14 protein-coding genes are annotated in these 18858 nt (G+C 42.3%); 2 read left to right on the top strand and 12 right to left on the bottom strand.

The annotated features are described in order from the left end of the window. Positions 1-200: 200 nt before the first annotated feature. Positions 201-1379: an AraC family transcriptional regulator gene (locus IPO83_04350; protein ID MBK9730511.1), complete on the top strand. Its 1179-nt coding sequence runs from the start codon at positions 201-203 to the stop codon at positions 1377-1379. A 119-nt stretch (positions 1380-1498) separates the two neighbouring features. Here IPO83_04350 and IPO83_04345 read toward each other — a convergent pair whose 3' ends face one another. The 9 genes from IPO83_04345 to IPO83_04305 all read right to left on the bottom strand — a co-directional run bounded on the left by IPO83_04345 (position 1499) and on the right by IPO83_04305 (position 15231). Continuing rightward, entirely contained in the window at positions 1499-2848 is a 1350-nt protein-coding gene (locus tag IPO83_04345) for a citrate (Si)-synthase (protein MBK9730510.1), read from the bottom strand. A 225-nt stretch (positions 2849-3073) separates the two neighbouring features. Next, positions 3074-4069, bottom strand: coding sequence for an isoaspartyl peptidase/L-asparaginase (locus tag IPO83_04340; GenBank protein ID MBK9730509.1), 996 nt, complete (start codon positions 4067-4069; stop codon positions 3074-3076). 221 nt (positions 4070-4290) lie between these two features. Continuing rightward, complete coding sequence (locus tag IPO83_04335) at positions 4291-5043, bottom strand: DUF2490 domain-containing protein (GenBank protein MBK9730508.1); 753 nt, start codon at positions 5041-5043, stop codon at positions 4291-4293. Continuing rightward, entirely contained in the window at positions 5043-5693 is a 651-nt protein-coding gene (locus tag IPO83_04330) for a hypothetical protein (GenBank protein MBK9730507.1), read from the bottom strand. The genes IPO83_04335 and IPO83_04330 overlap by 1 nt, the downstream gene beginning before the upstream one ends. 19 nt (positions 5694-5712) lie before the next feature. Next, positions 5713-6126: a hypothetical protein gene (locus tag IPO83_04325; GenBank protein MBK9730506.1), complete on the bottom strand. Its 414-nt coding sequence runs from the start codon at positions 6124-6126 to the stop codon at positions 5713-5715. Continuing rightward, on the bottom strand, positions 6123-7769 hold the full coding sequence (locus IPO83_04320) for an ABC transporter ATP-binding protein (protein ID MBK9730505.1): 1647 nt from the start codon (positions 7767-7769) through the stop codon (positions 6123-6125). The genes IPO83_04325 and IPO83_04320 overlap by 4 nt, the downstream gene beginning before the upstream one ends. A gap of 50 nt (positions 7770-7819) precedes the next feature. Further along, the gene (locus tag IPO83_04315; GenBank protein ID MBK9730504.1) at positions 7820-8854 is read right to left on the bottom strand and encodes a hypothetical protein; all 1035 of its coding nucleotides are present in this window, start codon (positions 8852-8854) and stop codon (positions 7820-7822) included. 41 nt (positions 8855-8895) lie between these two features. After that, the gene (locus IPO83_04310) at positions 8896-11808 is read right to left on the bottom strand and encodes an SBBP repeat-containing protein (protein ID MBK9730503.1); all 2913 of its coding nucleotides are present in this window, start codon (positions 11806-11808) and stop codon (positions 8896-8898) included. Between the two features lie 57 nt (positions 11809-11865). Beyond that, positions 11866-15231: an SBBP repeat-containing protein gene (locus tag IPO83_04305; protein MBK9730502.1), complete on the bottom strand. Its 3366-nt coding sequence runs from the start codon at positions 15229-15231 to the stop codon at positions 11866-11868. 461 nt (positions 15232-15692) lie between these two features. On the opposite strand from IPO83_04305, the gene folK reads away from it, so the two are divergent. Then, positions 15693-16172 carry a 2-amino-4-hydroxy-6-hydroxymethyldihydropteridine diphosphokinase gene (gene folK / locus IPO83_04300; GenBank protein ID MBK9730501.1) on the top strand — a complete coding sequence of 160 codons (480 nt, stop codon included), beginning with the start codon at positions 15693-15695 and terminating at the stop codon, positions 16170-16172. 141 nt (positions 16173-16313) lie between these two features. Here folK and lysA read toward each other — a convergent pair whose 3' ends face one another. The 3 genes from lysA to IPO83_04285 all read right to left on the bottom strand — a co-directional run bounded on the left by lysA (position 16314) and on the right by IPO83_04285 (position 18784). Next, positions 16314-17546 (bottom strand): diaminopimelate decarboxylase, encoded by a 1233-nt coding sequence (lysA, locus tag IPO83_04295; protein MBK9730500.1) that lies wholly within the window; start codon positions 17544-17546, stop codon positions 16314-16316. A gap of 87 nt (positions 17547-17633) precedes the next feature. After that, complete coding sequence (locus IPO83_04290; GenBank protein MBK9730499.1) at positions 17634-17822, bottom strand: hypothetical protein; 189 nt, start codon at positions 17820-17822, stop codon at positions 17634-17636. Between the two features lie 47 nt (positions 17823-17869). After that, a complete protein-coding gene (locus tag IPO83_04285) occupies positions 17870-18784 on the bottom strand; it encodes a ribose-phosphate pyrophosphokinase (protein MBK9730498.1) in 915 nt (304 codons plus the stop codon). Positions 18785-18858: the final 74 nt, after the last annotated feature.

Here is an 18858-nt window from a genome sequence, read left to right as displayed (position 1 = left end):
CAGATCTGTTTTTTGATTTCAGAAGAAAGAAAGACATAGGCAAATGCTAAAGCAGAAGTTGAAGATATCCTTTATAACAGGTAACCTGCCTGCAAATAGCGCTGAAAGTGTCCATCAGACAACTTACAGGACATTTTGCCGGCAATTTCCGGTAGCAACATCAAAATTGTATCTTACCGCCTTCAAATCTTGTTCAAAATTTGTCTTCGTCGGCAATTCCAATTGAGGTTGTTTTTTGTTGGATCGGTTCATTTTGTGGTGGTCTGACCGGAATGGTATTGCTGTTTGCGAAAGGAAATAAAATTATTGCCAACAGGTATCTCGGTTTCTTTTTCCTGATTTTTTCCTTTGCGATATTTGTGGGCAGTTTTGCATTCAATGATTTGTTTCTCCGGTTTCCACAACTGTTCAGGTTAGACAGTCCATTTACATATGCTTTAATGCCCATGCTCTATCTGTTTGTCAGGAACAGTATTGATCCGGGTTTCCGGTTGAGGAAATGGAACTGGTTATTGTTTCTTCCGGCATTGCTGAACCTCGTGGAGTTTCTGCCATTGTATTTTTCTTCCCGAGAAGCTAAGCTGGCCATGATTCAAGTTTATGCCGCGAAAGGCAGTTACCTGTTGCCCTTTCATTTTCCGGCAAAAACAATATGGACGGGATTACTGATCGGCATTAATCTTTCACTCATTTATAAACATTTTAAAAGCGATAATGCCTCTTTTCAAAAGTTCCCGGTTTTTTATCGCTGGATGGCATGGTTCCATTTGTACTTCATTCTGCTTGTGTTGTTCCAGTTTAGTCTGATGCTCGGCCTTCATTTTGAAAACTGGAACCCTTACTTCATCTCCTATTTTTCACAGTCTTCTTTTGTGTTGATCAACAGTATTGCATTGTTTTTCTATCCCGACATTCTGTATGGCATGCTGCCTGTTCAAAAGAGGAGCAAGCCGGTGGTTTCAAAAATCCTGGCACCTCAGGATGATTTATTTGATCGCCAGGTTCAGATGTGGCAGGAAAAGAAAATTTTTCTGAACCCTAAACTCACTCTTGTCGAATTAGCTAAAGAATCAGACATGAATGCCAGGCAACTTTCACAGGTGATCAGAAGTCAGTCAGGATATGAAATACGTGACTTCATCAATCAACAAAGAGTGATTTATATTAAAGAAGTGTTTGCGGGACAACCAGAGAAAATACAGTCCATTACAATTGCAGCACTCGCGGAAGAAGCGGGCTTCAATTCACGCGCGGCTTTCTATAATGCTTTTAAAAAGTTCACCGGCACCACGCCGAAGGATTATCTGAAGCAGATGGATCCGAAGTTGACGATTGATGAGGAATTGAGAATTAGGAATTTAAAAATGGATAGACTTTAGTCACGGATGCATACCCAATTGTTGCAGTGATGGTTGGATTTCTGCCTTGAAAGTAAAATGAGATTAAAATAAAAAAGACGCCTCGTTCATGAGGCGTCTTTATATAACCGATTCGCTTTCTATTCGGTAGTGGTGGCAGTTAATGGTTCTTCTTTCTTAGCTGCATTCTTCGCAATAAAATCTTTGATCCATCCTGTGGTTACGGATTTCGGCCGTTCGATGCCTTGTCCGAGTGCACGGTCCCAAACAAGAGAGGCCAGCACACCTAATGCACGTGAAACGCCGAAGAGCACCGTATAAAAATCATATTCCACCAGTCCATAATGAACAAGCAATGAACCGGAATGTGCATCCACATTCGGCCATGGATTTTTGATCTTCCCTGTTTCTCCTAATATTTTTGGAGCTACTTCATATACATTCCATACAATGTTCACGAGTTCGTCATCAGGGCAATATTTTTTTGCAAATTCCATTTGCGCAAGAAAGCGCGGATCTGTTTTACGGAGTACTGCATGACCATATCCGGGAACCACTTTTCCTTCCGATAAAGTCTGACGAATGTATTTTTCAATTTCTTCTTTCGTAAGTCCACCCTTTCCAAGTTTTCGCTTCATTTCCAAAATCCATCGGATCACTTCCTGGTTAGCAAGTCCGTGTAATGGACCGGCCAATCCGTTCATGCCCGAAGCAAAAGCTAAGTAAGCATCACTCAAAGTAGATCCGACTAAATGTGTTGCGTGTGCAGAAACATTGCCGCCTTCATGATCCGCATGAATGGTGAGGAACAAACGCATGTAACTGTAAAAATCGGGTTGATCGAAACCTAGCATGTGCGCGAAGTTGGCAGCCCAGTCGAGGTCTGGATTCGGCTCAATGTGTTTTCCTTTTTTGTAGGAACGTCGGTAGATATAAGCAGCCACGCGGGGAAGCCGTGCAATGAGTGTCATCACATCTTCATACATGGGATCCCAATAATCCTTTTTGCTGATGCCTTCCCGGTAGGCTCTGCTGAAATTTGATTCTGTTTGCATGGCCATAATGCCGATGCTGAACTGCGTCATCGGATGCATATCGCGGGGCAGACGATCTATTGCTTTAAAAACATGCAAGGGCACAATGGCACGGCGCGCCCAAACATTGGCCACGTGTTGAACATCTTTATAAGTTGGAATTTCATCAAGCAGCAAGAGGTAAAAGAGTCCTTCGGGAAGCGGCTCGTTGCAATTATCGAGGTGCGGAAGTTTTTCCCGGAGTTCAGGAATGGTGTAGCCTCTAAATCGGATGCCTTCATTGGCATCGAGCAGTGATGTTTCTGTCACCAGCGCAATAATGCTCTTCATGCCGCCGTAGGCCTGACCAACATTGTAGGATCCCAGCGCAATCTCGCTGCTGGATTTAATTAACTCTTTTATTTCGGCAGCCAGTGGCGTGGCTTTGGCGGCGAATTTATCTTTGATGTAACCCATCTTCCCGGTGAAATTTTAATGCGCTCAAAATTATAGAAAATTCGGGTGGCAATGCAGTGAGTGGTTTAATTTTTCATGAATAGTTAGAACAATTGAAATATTAATTGGTTGCGACACGGCAGAATTAATTATTTTCAAATTAATCACTTAATACAATCGAAGCGACAGCATGGTACCGGAGAAAGGCGCCCATTTGATTGGCCAAGGGTGACAACTCTTTAACCCTTACTCTTCATAGATAGACACTTTCATTACACCTCTTGTATTGATATATCCCCTGAACATTCCCTCGGTATTGAATGGCATTTCAATATGACCGTTTTTATCCATGGCAATACAACCCCCTCTGCCGCCCGCTTTGGTGAGTTTATCTTTAATTACAAAATTGGCAGCGTCATGAAGATTGATAATGCGGTATTGCATGAGGGCGGAAATGTCATAGGCCACCACGTGGCGGATAAAATCCTCCCCTCTTCCGGTGCAGGAAACGGCGCAGGTTTTATTATTTGCATACGTTCCACTGCCGATCATAGGTGAATCACCGATGCGGTTATATTCTTTGTTCACAATACCACCTGTTGATGTGCCGGCTGCAAGGTTGCCAAAATAATCGATGGCCACACAACCAACTGTTCCAAATTTCTCTGTCGATTTTTCATTTCCATCAGCAGGATGCATCATACCGGTGGTATCACTATGGTCGAGTGGTGTGGTATCGCCTTTCACTGCGCGTTGCAATTGATCCATGCGATACTGCGTAAAGAAATAACTGGTATCAACTATCTCGATTCCCTGCTCCTTTGCAAAATTTTCAGCCCCTTTTCCTGATAAGAAAATGAATTTACAACTGTCCATAATGCTGCGCGCTGCGGTAATCGGATTCTTAATGGTTTTTACTCCCGCCAGGGCACCGGCCTTCAAAGTGTTTCCGTTCATGATGGCCGCATCCATTTCTATGGTTCCATCATGTGTGATCACAGAACCCTTTCCGGCATTGAACAGCACTGAGTTTTCCATTACGTTGATAGCCGCCACCACTGCATCAACGCTGGAACCACCTTGTTGTAACACAGCATAGCCCGCATTAAGCGCAAGCGCAAGCGTATCTCTGTAAGCCTTTTCCTGTATTGCTGACAGGTTCAACTTTTTGATGTTGCTCGCACCACCATGGATGGCGATGGCGATCGGATGCTTGGGAATACTATTGGTTGATTGAGCCATGAGACAGGAAGGCAACAGCGTGAATAAAAGTAGTATCGTGAAAGTATAACCAGCCAGGTAACGTATCATTATGTTTAATCTATTAAGTAATTCACTGATGATTTATTAAGTGTTAAAGTATTCTAAAGTTTTTCAAAGAATAAGGATGTATTTTCATTAGTATAAATAAGCATATTAAAAAAAGGAAAGCCATTGCACTCACTTATTAATTGAAACCTTTTTCAGAATCGATAGTACCAGGAAGTGCCTGCCGCATAAATGGTATTGTTTGTTTTTTTGTTGAAACCCTGTGAAATTGCGTAATACCATTCGCTCCGAAGGTGGTCGTTGAAGTTATAAAAAAATCCCGCGCTACCGCGAAACCTGTTTAATCCGTTTCTCTCGGTATTATTAAGCGGATAAAAAATTTCACCTGATACATAAGGCGTGATATAGTAGTTTATTCTGTACCGGAAGGTAAACTTATCGCGATTGTAGGCTGATGATGGTTTGTAATTTTCTGCAGTAAGCTGATTATAAAATTGATTTGAAAAACGAACTCTTGCTGAAAAAGAAAAGTTGCCGACTCCTTTTGAATAAGTAATATCCGCCAGCAGCATCTGGCGGCTTTCAAAACTGTTGTTGATATTTTTATGCGTTATGAACCTGTAATCCGCGCCTAATGTAAAATTACGGTTGAGTTTATAATTGATGCCGATATCGATAAAGGAAGTACTCAGCTCAGCAAGATTCTGGTTAAATATTTCCTGGTTGAAAATGGCAACAGAGAAAGAACGTGATATTTTTTTCTCCATGTTCAATCCGATAATTCCCTGAAAATCCTTTTGCGGTGTGTAAGCAGCCTGTGCCAGCGCAGGCCTATGACAGCACAACAAAAAAATGCAGGAATAGAAAAAATGCAAGGTCATGAGAGGCAGTGCCTGAACGCCGGTGCAGTTGAAACGTACTTTAATATTTTGGCACAGCTTTATCATCAGTATTGATAAGAATATTCTTTTGAATAGATCAACTCCCCTTTCTCATTATACACTTTCCGGCTGAGCAGCATTCCTTTATTGTCGTAACTATACAACACCTGGCGAATCAGTTTTCCATCCTTATCAAAAGTGCTTTCGTCTGTAAGATCGTTTAACGTGTTGTAGGCAAGCACATTTTTTTCTATGATGATGCCAACGGAATCCATTGTTGATTTTTCAGCAACATGATTCCATTTGTCGTACGAGGTAAAAATGGTTTTCAATACTTTTCCATTTGTATCAATTGTCCGGAAGGTAATTTCCTGGTCCTGTCTGTTGTATTCAAACTGCTCGTGCGATTTTATAGTCCCGTTCACATCGTACTCAATACTCTCGACCACATTGCCTCGCTGATCGTAACGTGTAAAAGATTTTCTGCCAACAGTGTCTTTCTTTCGCGCATCAAAAGTATTCACAGTAACGGAGTTGATGCCCCGCGATTTGATTTCATTTTTAGTCTGGGAAAAAGTGTTTAAGGAATTGAAAAAGAGCAGAAATATTGCAGCAGCAACTGAAGGGAAAACAAATGACGTTTTACTATGACGTACAATACTGTTAATAACCAGTGCACCACTTATAAAAAACTTTTTTGCAAGAAGAACATTCATGACTGAAATTTGATTTCACTTACTGAAAAACCTGGAAAGCGCCAACGTCAATGTGGTCTTTTCGTCCGCCGATGTTTACTTCCTTTACCACGGTAACATTACCACTTGGAACAGTAAGCGTAGAATCAAGCGAATAAACATAAAGAGTATAGTTACCCTTGTACAGGTATTTGAATTCAAACTGTCCTTCGTAGTTTGTTTTGATCCGCTGTCCATAGCTGATGTCGTCTCCATAAATCAGATACACATAAGTATCTGCTCCGGGATATTCGCTGATAAACTCAGTAAAGGTGGAGTTGTAATGTTTAACATTCACCGCACCTGAAATGGAAGCATCGCCACCTTTACCTTCCTGTTTTTTACAAGATGCAAGGAACAATGCCGCAAACAAAATCAGCAGTCCTAAATGTTTTAGATCATTCCTGAATGTCATGGTACAAGTTGTTGAATTTTTGGATGAAGTTCGCTCAGGTTAAGTATCTGATCTACTATCATATCGCCGGGAAGCTGGCTCGATGCAATAATCACTGTTCGTTTTGATTTTAATTTCAGCAATTCAAGAATCACTTTTTCTCTCGCATACTTATCCAGATCATCAAAACCGTCATCAATCAGTATTACTTTTTTCCTGGTAAGAAAGGCGCGCGCAAACATCAGCAACCTTCTTTGACCATTCGAAAGATTTTTCGCAAGATCATGCAAATGAAAATCAAGTGCATCGGTGCTGCTACCAGTATTGAATCCTAACCGTGTAAGCAGTTGTTCCGCCTTTTCACGCTTTTCTGCAGTTTGGCTATAGGAGATGGCTTTAAAGACAGTGCCGCCAATCAACGGTGCCGCATTGGAAATGATGGTGACATTTTTCCGGATGGCATTGGGTGCCAATGCTGCGTAGTTCCATTCATCCAGAAAAATATTTCCGTTGTCGGGAACATACAAGCCTTGTATCAGTTTCAACAAACTGGTTTTTCCGGAACCTTGTTTGCCACAAACCCAGGTAATGGTGCCAGGCTTAATAAGGAGAGAAAGATGTTCAAATGCCGGATGTTCTGCGCTTTTATATTGAAAGGAAACATCTTCAAAGGTGATTCTTCCTTTGGCCGTTTCGATCGTTTCCGGTTCCGCCCTGGCCTCTGCGGGCTGGTTGATGATGCGCAACAACTTGATCATAGAAACCTGTCCGAGTTGCCAGACAACATTTACGCTCAGCATTCTGCGAATGGAAGCTTGTATATATAACAGCAACAATATAAAATTGAGTACATCACCATGATGAATGGTGTAAGGTGGCTGTTCACGTGTAACAGCAACAAAGTAAAGGACGATGGCCAGCGTTCCAAAAAATAATGCAGGAAGAATGGCTTGCACGAATGCATAAATCTTATAGTAATGAATCCCGAGTTCATACATTTTACGCGACTGCCGGTTAAATAGTGCTGCTTCAGGCACTTCGCGGTTAAAACTTTTGATGGTGAAAAATCCCTGGAGTCTTGTAGCTACGAAACCGAGCAAGGTGGATCGCTGATTTCTTCTTTTGATGGTTGCACTTCTTACAAATTTGTTGAGGAATATAATGATGAAAGTAGCCACTGTCAAACCTCCAATCACAATACTTGTTAAAGGTGCATTGATCAAAAATAAAACAGTGAAAGCTGTCGCCAGGAAAATAACATCGCCTGAAAACTGAATGATGCCTTTGCTGATGAACCGTTGAATGAAGGTAAGATCGCCGCTATAACGGAGCAGGTATTTCCCGGCAGGCTTCACTTCATGCACAGTCATTGAATGAGACAACTGCGTACGAAACAATAATTCCCGCAGGTCGCGGGAAAATCGCTCACCTACCATTCCGGTAAAATATTTTTCGCAATAAGTAATGATGGATTTGAAACCTATGAGGATAATAAAAAAAGTAAAGAAGCCCGACATGGTTTCCAGGGAGAGATGAAGGGTATCAAACAATTTTCCTTTGGTAGAACTTTCATGGAAAGCAAGTTCATAGAATTTACCGATGCTGAGCGGAAGCAATACATTTAACAAACTGCTTCCGATGCTTGCCACGAATGTTGCGAGCACAAGCATTTTATTCAGAGAAAAAAACTTAGCAATTAAATTGCGGGTGCTCATCATGCAGCTACCAGTCTGGCAGAAACAAGCAAGTTATTGAATTTACCGGTCATGATCTGATCAATGGTTAATACAGGAACCGCGCAATTAGCTTTCACTTCCTCAATCAGCAACGGGCTCATCGTGAAGCGACCGCTGATAAGTGCAGGTGTAATTCCCAGTTGCTGAAGAATGTCGTAGCCCTGAAAAGCACTTAGACTATCACCGCAGGAAAATACGACTGAATAAATAGTAGCCATGAATGCCCTGGTTTTTAAAAGGAAGTTTGTTTCACGTTGCATTAATCCGTCAGCAATTTCCATCACAATATAATCTGGATTTTCCGCCGCAATGCTGTCAAGCAATGTCTGATACAGATCGAGCAGGTCTTCTTTTTCACACATGAAAGTGGAAGGAAAACCAATGTCAGAAAAATCGGTAGAGATATCTGCTCCGCAGTCGAATACAAAATCTTTATCCTTGGTAAAGCAAGTGCCGGTAAACTTTATGAACGCCACTTTTTTTCCTGTCAGTTTTAGGCCACGTGCAACAAAAGCTGCCGTGGTGGTTTTACCGCTGTCCATAGTGGAACCAACAGACAAAATTATTTTAGCGTGGTTGGGTACTTTACCGGAAAACGGAACACGTTGTTTGCTGTACCATTTGGTATTGATCACCTTGCCTGTTTCATCGCAGCAATAACCGATCAACCTGATTTTAGTAGGTTCAACATCTTTTAAGCTGGCATTTTTTGACTTCACCACACCGATTGCTCCGCCGGCACCAAGAATGTCATACAATTCCATGGAATGCGATGGCACATATCCTTCAAACTGCGAAGTGGCATAACGGTCGGCAAAAGCAGCCATGATAAAATCATTTTCAAAGATAGCCGTGATGCGCTTATCTTCTCCCTGAATGGATTCATGACGGCCAAGTGTGATCACTTCGAAAATGCCAACATCTCCTGCAATGGGTACATGCAATTCATTGATTGCTGTATTCAATACATATTGCTGAATGTCCTTTGTAACGATGGTTTTTTTGATTTTCATGGTATAGCAGGTTGTTTTCTGAAAGTTGAAATTTCGAGTGATTAGTGAATGAGTTTACCGGATTGAAGGACTTGCTGTTTACTCAATACTGACCAGGTATATAAACCTGTTGATAATGTGCCTGGCAGTTGAACGGTAAAAGCATTTTCAAAAGACGTTGAATAAATCATCCTTCCGGTTACGTCGAACAATTTAAACTCAAGTTTTTGATTTGTAAAGCTTGCGACCTGAATGTTGATTTGGTTACTGAACGGATTAGGATACACGCTGACAAATTGATCTGCAGCTTGCGTTAAATCAATTCCTGTAACGGAACCATATTTAATTAAAATCATGTCGCGCTGTTGTCCGTTCTGCCAACTGCTTCCGGCTACAAAAAGATCGTTGCCTGAAAGCATCAAGGTATTCGGTTCGTCGAGTGTGTCTGATGCGTTGTTGTAAAAAATTTGCCATTCTTCATTTCCATCTCCGTTGTAACGGATGATGGTGATATCAAAATTCGCGTCGGTAACAGTGCCATTGTTGGTATGACCAGCTACATATACATTGCCGAATTGATCAGTGAGCAGCGCATCAGCAATATCATCAAGATTGGAAGTACCGTTTTCGATATTTTTCCAGATTTCATTTCCGTCAGCATCGTACTTAATGGTAACCATATCAAAATTAATTGCGGCTGAATTGTCGCCATCGCTGTAACCGGCAGATAAAATATTTCCTGAAGGATCAAGTGAAATCGATTCCCCAAAATCGCCTCCATTTCCGGCACCGTTAAAACGCTTCAGCCAAAGCTGATCGCCGGTTGGAGAATATTTCATGGTAATAAAATCCGCTGTATCTGTTGCCCCGGCGCTGATGCCTGTTGCATAAATATTTTCGTTGTCGTCGATAACAATGGCCCTGATCTCATCATTTCCAAATCCACCATCAATAATTTTCACCCACTGCTGAATACCATCACTGTTGTATTTGATGAAAAGCATATCCTGATTCGTACCGCTGAATGTTCTGCCGGCAATATATATATTGCCTGAAGCCGCTATCCTCACAAAGCTTCCGCGGTCAGCGCCGTTGCCTGCTCCGTTGTATGTTTTTGTCCAAAGCAGATTGCCGTTCGTGTCATATTTTATGGTTGTCGCATCGTCGTTGGATGCGATTCCGGGATCATTGTCTGTTCGACCAGTGATAACAACATTGCCTGTTGCATCACGCTGCATGTCGTAAGCCTTGTCATTTTCATGCGTGGGCGAATCGTAGTACCTAAGCCAGGATGAATCTCCAAGAGCATTCAATTTGACAGCCGTAAAATCGCCGGACGTGCCGCTGTTTTTAGTGAAGCCGGCAACAACAATCTGATCAGTGCCATCTATGGCAACTGACTGACCTTCGTCTTCACTGTCGGGCGAAGATCCATTGACAAATCTTGTCCAGATAGTGTCACCTGCTGCAGTCAATTTCAACACATACATATCACGGTTTTGACCGCGTTGCACAGCGTAGCCTGCGAGGTAAATATTTCCGGTTGCATCCATTTTCAGATCGCGGATGTTATCACTGTTATCACCCTCGCCATTGAAAGTGTTATTAAAAAGTTGCGTACCGCTGTTGCTGTATTTTACTATCAGTGCATTGCGCTGCTGGTGACTGTCTTCTTCATAACCGGCGATAAAAGAATTTCCACTTGCATCCGTCAGCAGTGCATTGCCAACATCATCAAATCCACCGCTTCCTGCGTATATATTGGTCCACACCGCAGTTCCAGCCGAAGAATATTTAATCGTTACGGTGTTATTCGAAATTACGGGTGTGGCATTCACATCAGAAATTCCGGTTACAAAAACTTCACCACCTGACACTGCGATAGCTGAAGGAATATCATCGTTGCCTGCTGATCCGTCGTAGACTACATTCCATTGTAACACACCGCTTGCATTGTATTTCACGGTTCTGAAATTGAGATTCACAAACGGACTGTTGTCGCCATCGCTTTGACCTGTCACATATACATTGCCACTTCCATCAACTGCAATGGCCAATGCGCGATCCTGGTCGACGCCATCCACCACTTTTGCCCACTGTGAAATTCCTGAACTGTTGTATTTAATGGTGTAGAAATCATCGTTGCTGCCATTGCTGCTCCAACCGGTAACGTAGATATTCGCACTGGCATCAATAGTCATGCTTGTTGCGCGATCTGTGAAACTACGGTCGCCGTATTTAAGCCATTGCTGTGTTCCAGACGCATTGTATTTAATGGTAGCATAATCGTCGAAGTTGCCGTTGTAACTTCTTCCGGTTACGTAAATATTATTGCTGTTGTCCGTCACAACTTTCACGGCACGATCAGTGCCATCACCCAACCCATTATATCGTTGTAACCAAAGCTGGCTTCCGGAAGCAGAATATTTTATGGTGAGGTAATCATCTTTGGTAACGGAAGTCGGATCGCTGTCGCTTTGACCGGTTACAATCACATTTCCATCCTGATCCAAAGCAATGGAATTCGGCTGATCATAGGCATTCGCAACGTCATAGTTATAAACTGCTGACCAAAGCAATGAGCCATTGGGATCATATTTGATGGTTAGAAAATCATTTCCCGCGTCTTCACTTTTTCCAAATCCGGTAACATAAACATTTTGCAAAGCATCCACCCAAATGGCAGTTACTTCATCGGGTCCGTTACCGGCTGCACCGAACATCGTTCTCCAGGTTACATTTCCACTTGCATCCGTTTTCTGAACAAGAAAATCGCGGTCAGTACCGATGTTAACACTGGATCCACCGGCGTAGATGTTGCCCGAAGCATCGGAAGTGATACAAGTGAAGCGGTCGGAGTAATCACCTTCGCCATTGTATCGAAAGGTCCATTCTGCAGATGGCTGTGCGAAGAGCGCTTGCTGCATCAGGACGAGGCTGAAAAGAAAGACTTTAAATTTTAATAAGGTGCTCATTTTATATTTTTTTGATGGCTAAAAAAAATCATTCCACACTCATCATTTATTGACAAATCAATTTTCAGATTTTACCAACTTGTAGATATTGCGCCCGGCACCACTCTTAACTTCTATAAGATAAGTTCCGGGCAATAATTTTTCACCAAGGGAAAGAGTACCTGTCACATGGTCATATTGCTCCATTTGCTGACCGAGCACATTATAAATCCTGATGTCGGCCAAACTTCCCTCCGGCAGTTGAATGTTAAATGTATTTGCAAATGGATTGGGAGCAATAAAGGGCGTACTCAGTAGGTTCCCTTCTTTACAGATAATTTGCACCTTGGTGCCTTTTGATGTATTGCTGCATCCACTGTTATTGGTAACCACCACTTTGAAAGTGCCCGCCACTTTTGCCATGTATGAAATGTTGGTGGCACCGGCGATGTCAGCAGATCCTTTTTTCCATTGATAAGTAAAGGATGAACCTGAGTTTGCGGTTAACAAAACACTGTCGCCTGCACAGAATGAAAGCGGACCACCGGCAGTAATCTTTGCCGTGGGCAAACCTTTTACGGTAATTTTAACAGTATCAGTTCCTGCAGCACAGCCCAGTGCATTTGTACCTGACAAAACATAATAAGTAGTAACTGTTGGACTGGCAACAGGATTTGCAATAGTTGCATTACTTAAACCGGTTGCAGGTGTCCAGGTATAGGCAGTAGCTCCATTACCATTTAAGGTGATAGAAGAACCGGTGCAAATTGTTACATCTGATCCTGCATTAACAATTGGCGGCGGGCAATACTTCACAGTAACGGCATCAAATCCGCTGTTAACACCGCTTGCATATCCTGCAACATAAACATAGCCCAATGCATCAGTCGTGATAAATCGTGCTACATCTTCACCGTTACCCGGACCATTGTACCTTGCCACCCATTTGCGAACTCCTGATCCATCATAAAGCAGGGTTACATAATCACTGCCTGATGTGGTGCCCACACTTTCTCCTGTTACATAAATGTTTCCAACGAGATCAGCAGCAATTGCATTTCCGCGATCGAGTCCGGCTGCAGGACCGTTATACCTGTTGAGCCATGTTTGGGAACCGTTTGATTTGGTGTATTTAATGGTAACGATATCGGCACTGTCGGCACCGGTTGTCGGTGCGCTTCTTCCGGTTACGAATAGGCCATTTGCAGTGACTGCTACACTGTATGCACGGTCAGTGCTGTTACCTGTGCCGTTATAGGTTGAAGCCCATTGCTGTACACCGGTATTCTTGTATCTGAGTGTAAGGTAGTCGTCGCCGGAAGGAAATCCTGAATTACCTACAATGTAGAGATCACCTGTACTGCCTTCCTGAATCATATCTCTTGGTTCATCATCGAGTGTACTGACACCGTTATATTTTGAAATCCATTGTTGCACTAAGGAACCATTGTATTTGATGGTTACGACATCGTAATTACTGCCATTCCATGTTTTACCGGTAACATAATTATTGGTGCCATTCACAATAATTTTCACGCCTCGGTCAATGCCGTTTCCTGTACCGTTAAAGCGAACTACTGCGGATTCATTTCCGATAGAAGAATATTTCACGGTAGTCATGTCGTAATTGGTGACTGAAGAAGAAATATTTCCATCACTGTAGCCGGTTACAAACACATTTCCATTGGCTGCATTTACGCTGATGGATGTTGCTACATCCGCTTCATTAGCGAAGTTATAACGGGCTGACCAAATCGTATTTCCAAGCGCATCATATTTAATGGTGATGTAGTCATCGCTGGTTCCGTTGCCAATGCTGTTTCCGCATACATAAATATTGCCGCTGGTATCAAGTGTAATTGCTTTTCCTTCATCATCCGCCAGTGAGAAATCGTAGGTCTTGTACCAAACTGTAGCTCCGGAAGAATTGATTTTTGCGGTAAAAAGATCCTTGCGTTGTTCAGGGGAAAACACATAGCCGGTGATGTAGATATTGTTGGCGGCATCCGTAATCATATCCTGCACTTTGTCTGAAAAATCTCCTTTACCATTATAGTTTTTTGTCCAGGTCGCAGTTCCTGTTGCACCTGCATATTTTATTATCGTTGCATCCTTCTGTGTGGTAACATTGTGTCCACCGCCGGCAACATACAAGTTGCCCGAACCATCAAGTACCATGTCTTCAGCAATATCATCACTGTTTGAAGCACTGCCGTCAAAGTACGTGCTCCATTGAAGTACACCTGCAGCATCATATTTTACGGTGAGAAAATTATTGGCAGTGATGGCAGCAAGCGCATTCACATCACTTTTTCCGGTTACAAAAACATTTCCGGCAGCATCAATTGCAAGGTCATTAGGGTCTTCATTGTTCAATACGGCATTGCCAAAGGTTTTCGCCCATTGCTGTGTTCCCAGAGAATTATATTTAATGGTTAGGAAATCGTAATCAGTAGTTCCACCCGAATTATCCACATCAGATTGACCAATTACAAAAACATCTCCGGTTGCATTCACTTTTATATGGTTACCATAATCATTATCAACCTTATTAAAAAATTTGGTCCACTGAGCCACACCTGATGAATTGTATTTAATGGTAGCGGCATCATAATCGCTGGCACTTGAAGCACGTCCGGTTATAAAATAATTACCTGCCCCGTCTGTTGCAATATCATCGCCGCGATCATTCCCGAATCCCCTGTTGTATACAGTGCGCCAGGTTTCATTTCCTGTGCTGCTGTATTTAATCGTAATGATATCATCATCCACTAAAGTGGTGGTTCTTCCTGTAATCACACAACCTCCGGTATTGTCTGCTACTATGCCTGTTCCGCGATCAGTGGCGTTGCCGGTTCCATTTACACGGGCTGACCATTGAAGCACTCCTGAAGCATTGTATTTGAGGGTAAGTATGTCGTCATTTAGAGTTGCAGTTGAATCGCGGTCACTTGAACCTGTAATAAAAACATTACCACTAACATCTACAGCAAGACTAAGTGGAGAATCATCTTGATTATAAGGTAAAGCATTATAACTGGCTGACCATAAAAGGTTACCTGCTGCATCATATTTTTGAGTAAGTATATCATTTTGGTTGACACCACCACCATCTGATTCGCCGGTAACAATCACATTTCCGGCAACATCCAATGCCATGTAAAATATTTTGTCGGAACCGAAGCCGGCTCCATTGAATTGACGGGTCCAAAGCGTATCTCCATTGGTATTCATTTTTACAAGCAGGTAATCTTTATCTCTGCCAGTATTAAAAGTGTAACCGCCGAGGTAAAGATTAGAGGACGCATCCTGAACTATTGCATTATAACGATCTGAATTATCGCCAATGCCGGCTTGTATATTGGACCACACAGGAGTTAATTGTGCCCAGGCAAACTGTTTAATGAAAAGGATCAGGATAATAATGTGGATTAATTTCTTCATTGGGATGGAAGGTGGCTTGAATGAATAGTTAAAAAGAATCGGTGATAATCAGGGATTAAATGATGGTCAAAAGTATCAGGATGCGAAGAGGTATTAAAATAAAGGTTACTGAACAGGGTAAATTCGAATGTGAAAGTGTTTTAATCTATCGTGAATCAATGCTTGGTTTGCTGATTACCATGAAAATTTTAGTAAACACGGGTATGCTGACGGTTTTCCGAAGAGATTCGGACTATATTTGAAGCGGACGATGTAGGAAATTAAATCAAGGTCGGGCACGCTGAAATTTATCTCTTTTGCAGCTCTTTCGCATTCACTAAACCAGGCCGAAGTGCAACCGATGCAGGGATGAGCAAAGCCTGACTGATGGCGAAACTGAAACGTGACAATATTTCACTACCGGAAAATCAAACTTACAATGCTATCGGGACTAAAAGATCTGAAAGAATTACCTTATGATAATGCACACTGCTTATTTGTTATTAGGAAGTAATGTTGGTGACAGAAACCATCACCTTCAGCACGCAATTGAAAAAATAAGCGACCAGGCAGGTGCGATTATAAAAATGTCTTCTGTTTATGAAACGCAACCTTGGGGCGTAACACAGCAGGATGATTATTTGAATCTCGCCGTTCAGACAGAAACCCGTTTGAGTGCATTGGAGTTGTTTAAAATACTTCAGCAAATTGAAGCAAGTGAAGGTCGTGTTAATCCTATAAAAAATACGCCGAGAACCTTAGATATTGACATCCTGTTTTTTGATGACACGGTGATTGATGAAGGATCACTGATCATTCCGCATCCGCGGCTTCATTTACGCAGGTTTGTGCTTGAACCCCTGAGTGAAATTGCTCCTTTCTTCGTTCATCCTACACTTAATAAGTCAGTGGAAGAATTATTGAAAGTTTGTACAGATGAGATGAAGGTTAAGAAGGTATGAGTGTTTTTATAGCGGGATCGCGGGATTGTTGAATGGTTAAGTTGCTAAATGGTTAGATGATCAAATGGTCAAAATGTTGCGGCAATGCCGGAGAAGAGAGATATTCTTCTTTTTTATGTATCGACTTCCTTAGTATAGAAATTACAATGCTACTTCTACCATATTGCGCATGATATCTTCCAGCGTTTCAGCTTTCCTGATAAGTTGTATTTTTCCTTTGTATAAAAGCACTTCAGCAGGTCTCGGACGTGCATTATAGTTGTTGCTCATTGAATATCCATAAGCGCCTGCATTTTTTATCGCGAGCACATCTCCTTCGCGCACTTCAGGCAATTTGCGGTCCCATCCGAAAGTGTCGGTTTCACAGATGTAGCCGACTACAGTATAAATTCTCGGCGTGCCGCCGGGGTTGGATATATTTTGAATGTGATGGTAGGCATCATAAAACATCGGCCGGATCAAATGATTCTGTCCGGAATCGACGCCGGCGAAAACAGTAGCAGTCGTTTGTTTCACCACATTCACTTTCACGAGTAGTACGCCTGCTTCACTCACCAGGAATTTGCCGGGTTCAAACCATAGTTGCAGATTTCTTCCGTAACGATTACAAAATTCAACGAAGCGTTCAGTCAGTGCTTTACCGAGTTCTTCGACATTCGTTGTGATGTCATCTTCTTTATATGCCACTTTAAATCCACTGCCGAAGTCAATGAATTGAAGGTCGGGAAAATCCGCAGCTGCTTCAAACAATAATTCTGCACCACGAATGAATACGCCAGCATCCAGGATATCAGAACCAGTGTGCATGTGGAGCCCGTTGACATTTATTTTTTCCGACTCCACAATCCGCAATACATGCCGGAGCTGGTGAATTGAAATGCCGAATTTAGAATCGATGTGTCCGGTTTGAATATGAAGATTTCCACCCGCAACTATATGTGGATTAAGACGGATACAACAGGGAACGGTGTTGCTGTACTCATGACCAAAACGTTCTAACATAGAAATGTTATCAATATTGATTTGCACACCCGCTGCTATGCCGGCTTTTATTTCTTCGAAAGAAACACCGTTAGGAGTGAAGAGTATTTCCTCAGGAGCAAAGCCTGCGTGCAAAGCCAACTGCACTTCGAAAATGGAAACTGCATCAATACCTGCGCCTGCTTGCTTTAAGATCCGGAGAACGTTGATATTGTTGAGTGCTTTGCAGGCATATTTTATTTTTACTGTTGTTCCTGAAAAGGCGGATTTCAATTTTTCCAATTGCGAAATTATTTTTTCTCCATTGTATACATACAATGGTGTTCCGAATTGCTGCGCGATGTCAAGCAATTGCTGATTGTTAAAGTCATTGGAATGAGAATCTTCTTGCATGGTAACTTTTCTCGTTTTGCAGTCGCAAAGAAAAGCTATTCGTGGCAGAACAGGTGGTGCCGGGATTACTTTTATAACAGGTTATTCTTAAGTTGGTAAATGATAGAATGGTTGAATGGTTGAATGGTTGAATGGTTGAATGGTTGAATGGTTGAATGGTTGAATGGTTGAATGGTTGAATGGTTGAATGGTTGAATGGTTGAATGGTTGCGGCGAAGCCGGATAATAGGTTGTGCTATTCTCCGGCTTCGCCGCAACAATTAAACAATTAAACACTTAAACACTTAAACAATTAAACACTTAAACAATTAATCCCTTCACCCTCACAACCGTTCCATCAGCAACCCTGCCACTGTCTTAATCCGGAGAAAATCATTTTGCAACATCAAGGCATTGGGATGTGTATCAGTACAGATTATTTTTTTGATAATGCCACTGTTCTGAATACGTTTCAACGCATCATTCACAAATAAGCCATGCGTAGTGATAACTGAAATTTCCTTCGCGCCTGCCTGGCGGTAAGCATGCGCTGCATCAATCAATGAACCGCCTGTGCGGATCATATCGTCGTAGATCACTACGTTTTTTCCGAGCACTTCCGCGCTGATGGAAGTGATGTGCGTTTCATCACCGCTCACTCTTCTTTTAAAAACGAATGCGGCATTCACGCCTAAATCATTCGCGAGCGATTCAACCCATTTCGCACGTCCTGCATCTGTGCTGGCAAGTACAAAATTGTGTCCACCCAGCTCTTCCGCCGCTTCCATGATAATGGGTTTGCAATAAACGTGCACTGCACGAAGGGCACCTTCAAAATAGTGTGGCAGTCCTTCAGAATGAAGATCCATCAGAATTACGCGGTTGCCCAACGATGTTTCAGGAATAGATGAAAAAAGAATGGCGCGTGTTTTTGCTTTCACCACTTCTCCGTTTTTAACGGCACGTTCCATGGTAGAATAACCGAAAAACGGAATTACAAGGGTGAGGGAAACAGCGCCGTAGTTTTCCAGGGAACAGGCAAGATCGAATAATTCAAGTGTGTCTTCATCTGAAATGGTGCCGCCGATTATGATGGCTTCACGTCCTTCTACATTGGAAAGAATGCGTTGGTAAATTTCTCCATCGGGAAATTTCTTATAAACTGTTTCTCCCGGTTCAAAATGACCCCCACTTAAAATTTTTTCGCGGAGGTAACGATAGCTTTGTGTGCTGAACAATAGTTTGGGTGGAGCGCTCATATAGTATAAAATTTAGCTCATGATAAGAATTAATCGGATAAATTGGGAATGTATGAATTGATTTTCACCTGATT

Source organism: Chitinophagaceae bacterium (assembly GCA_016717285.1).
GTDB lineage: Bacteria > Bacteroidota > Bacteroidia > Chitinophagales > UBA10324 > JACCZZ01.
Note: the sequence above shows the minus strand (reverse complement) of the source record. Positions and strands in the feature narration are given on the sequence as shown.

Bases quoted from the DNA above. Each gene is read 5' to 3' on its own strand.
- IPO83_04345 (MBK9730510.1), bottom strand. From the start codon at position 2,848: ATGGGTTACATCAAAGATAAATTCGCCGCCAAAGCCACGCCACTGGCT.
- IPO83_04340 (MBK9730509.1), bottom strand. From the start codon at position 4,069: ATGGCTCAATCAACCAATAGTATTCCCAAGCATCCGATCGCCATCGCC.
- IPO83_04335 (MBK9730508.1), bottom strand. From the start codon at position 5,043: ATGATAAAGCTGTGCCAAAATATTAAAGTACGTTTCAACTGCACCGGC.
- IPO83_04330 (MBK9730507.1), bottom strand. From the start codon at position 5,693: ATGAATGTTCTTCTTGCAAAAAAGTTTTTTATAAGTGGTGCACTGGTT.
- IPO83_04325 (MBK9730506.1), bottom strand. From the start codon at position 6,126: ATGACATTCAGGAATGATCTAAAACATTTAGGACTGCTGATTTTGTTT.
- IPO83_04315 (MBK9730504.1), bottom strand. From the start codon at position 8,854: ATGAAAATCAAAAAAACCATCGTTACAAAGGACATTCAGCAATATGTA.
- IPO83_04310 (MBK9730503.1), bottom strand. From the start codon at position 11,808: ATGAGCACCTTATTAAAATTTAAAGTCTTTCTTTTCAGCCTCGTCCTG.
- IPO83_04305 (MBK9730502.1), bottom strand. From the start codon at position 15,231: ATGAAGAAATTAATCCACATTATTATCCTGATCCTTTTCATTAAACAG.
- folK (MBK9730501.1), top strand. From the start codon at position 15,693: ATGCACACTGCTTATTTGTTATTAGGAAGTAATGTTGGTGACAGAAAC.
- lysA (MBK9730500.1), bottom strand. From the start codon at position 17,546: ATGCAAGAAGATTCTCATTCCAATGACTTTAACAATCAGCAATTGCTT.
- IPO83_04285 (MBK9730498.1), bottom strand. From the start codon at position 18,784: ATGAGCGCTCCACCCAAACTATTGTTCAGCACACAAAGCTATCGTTAC.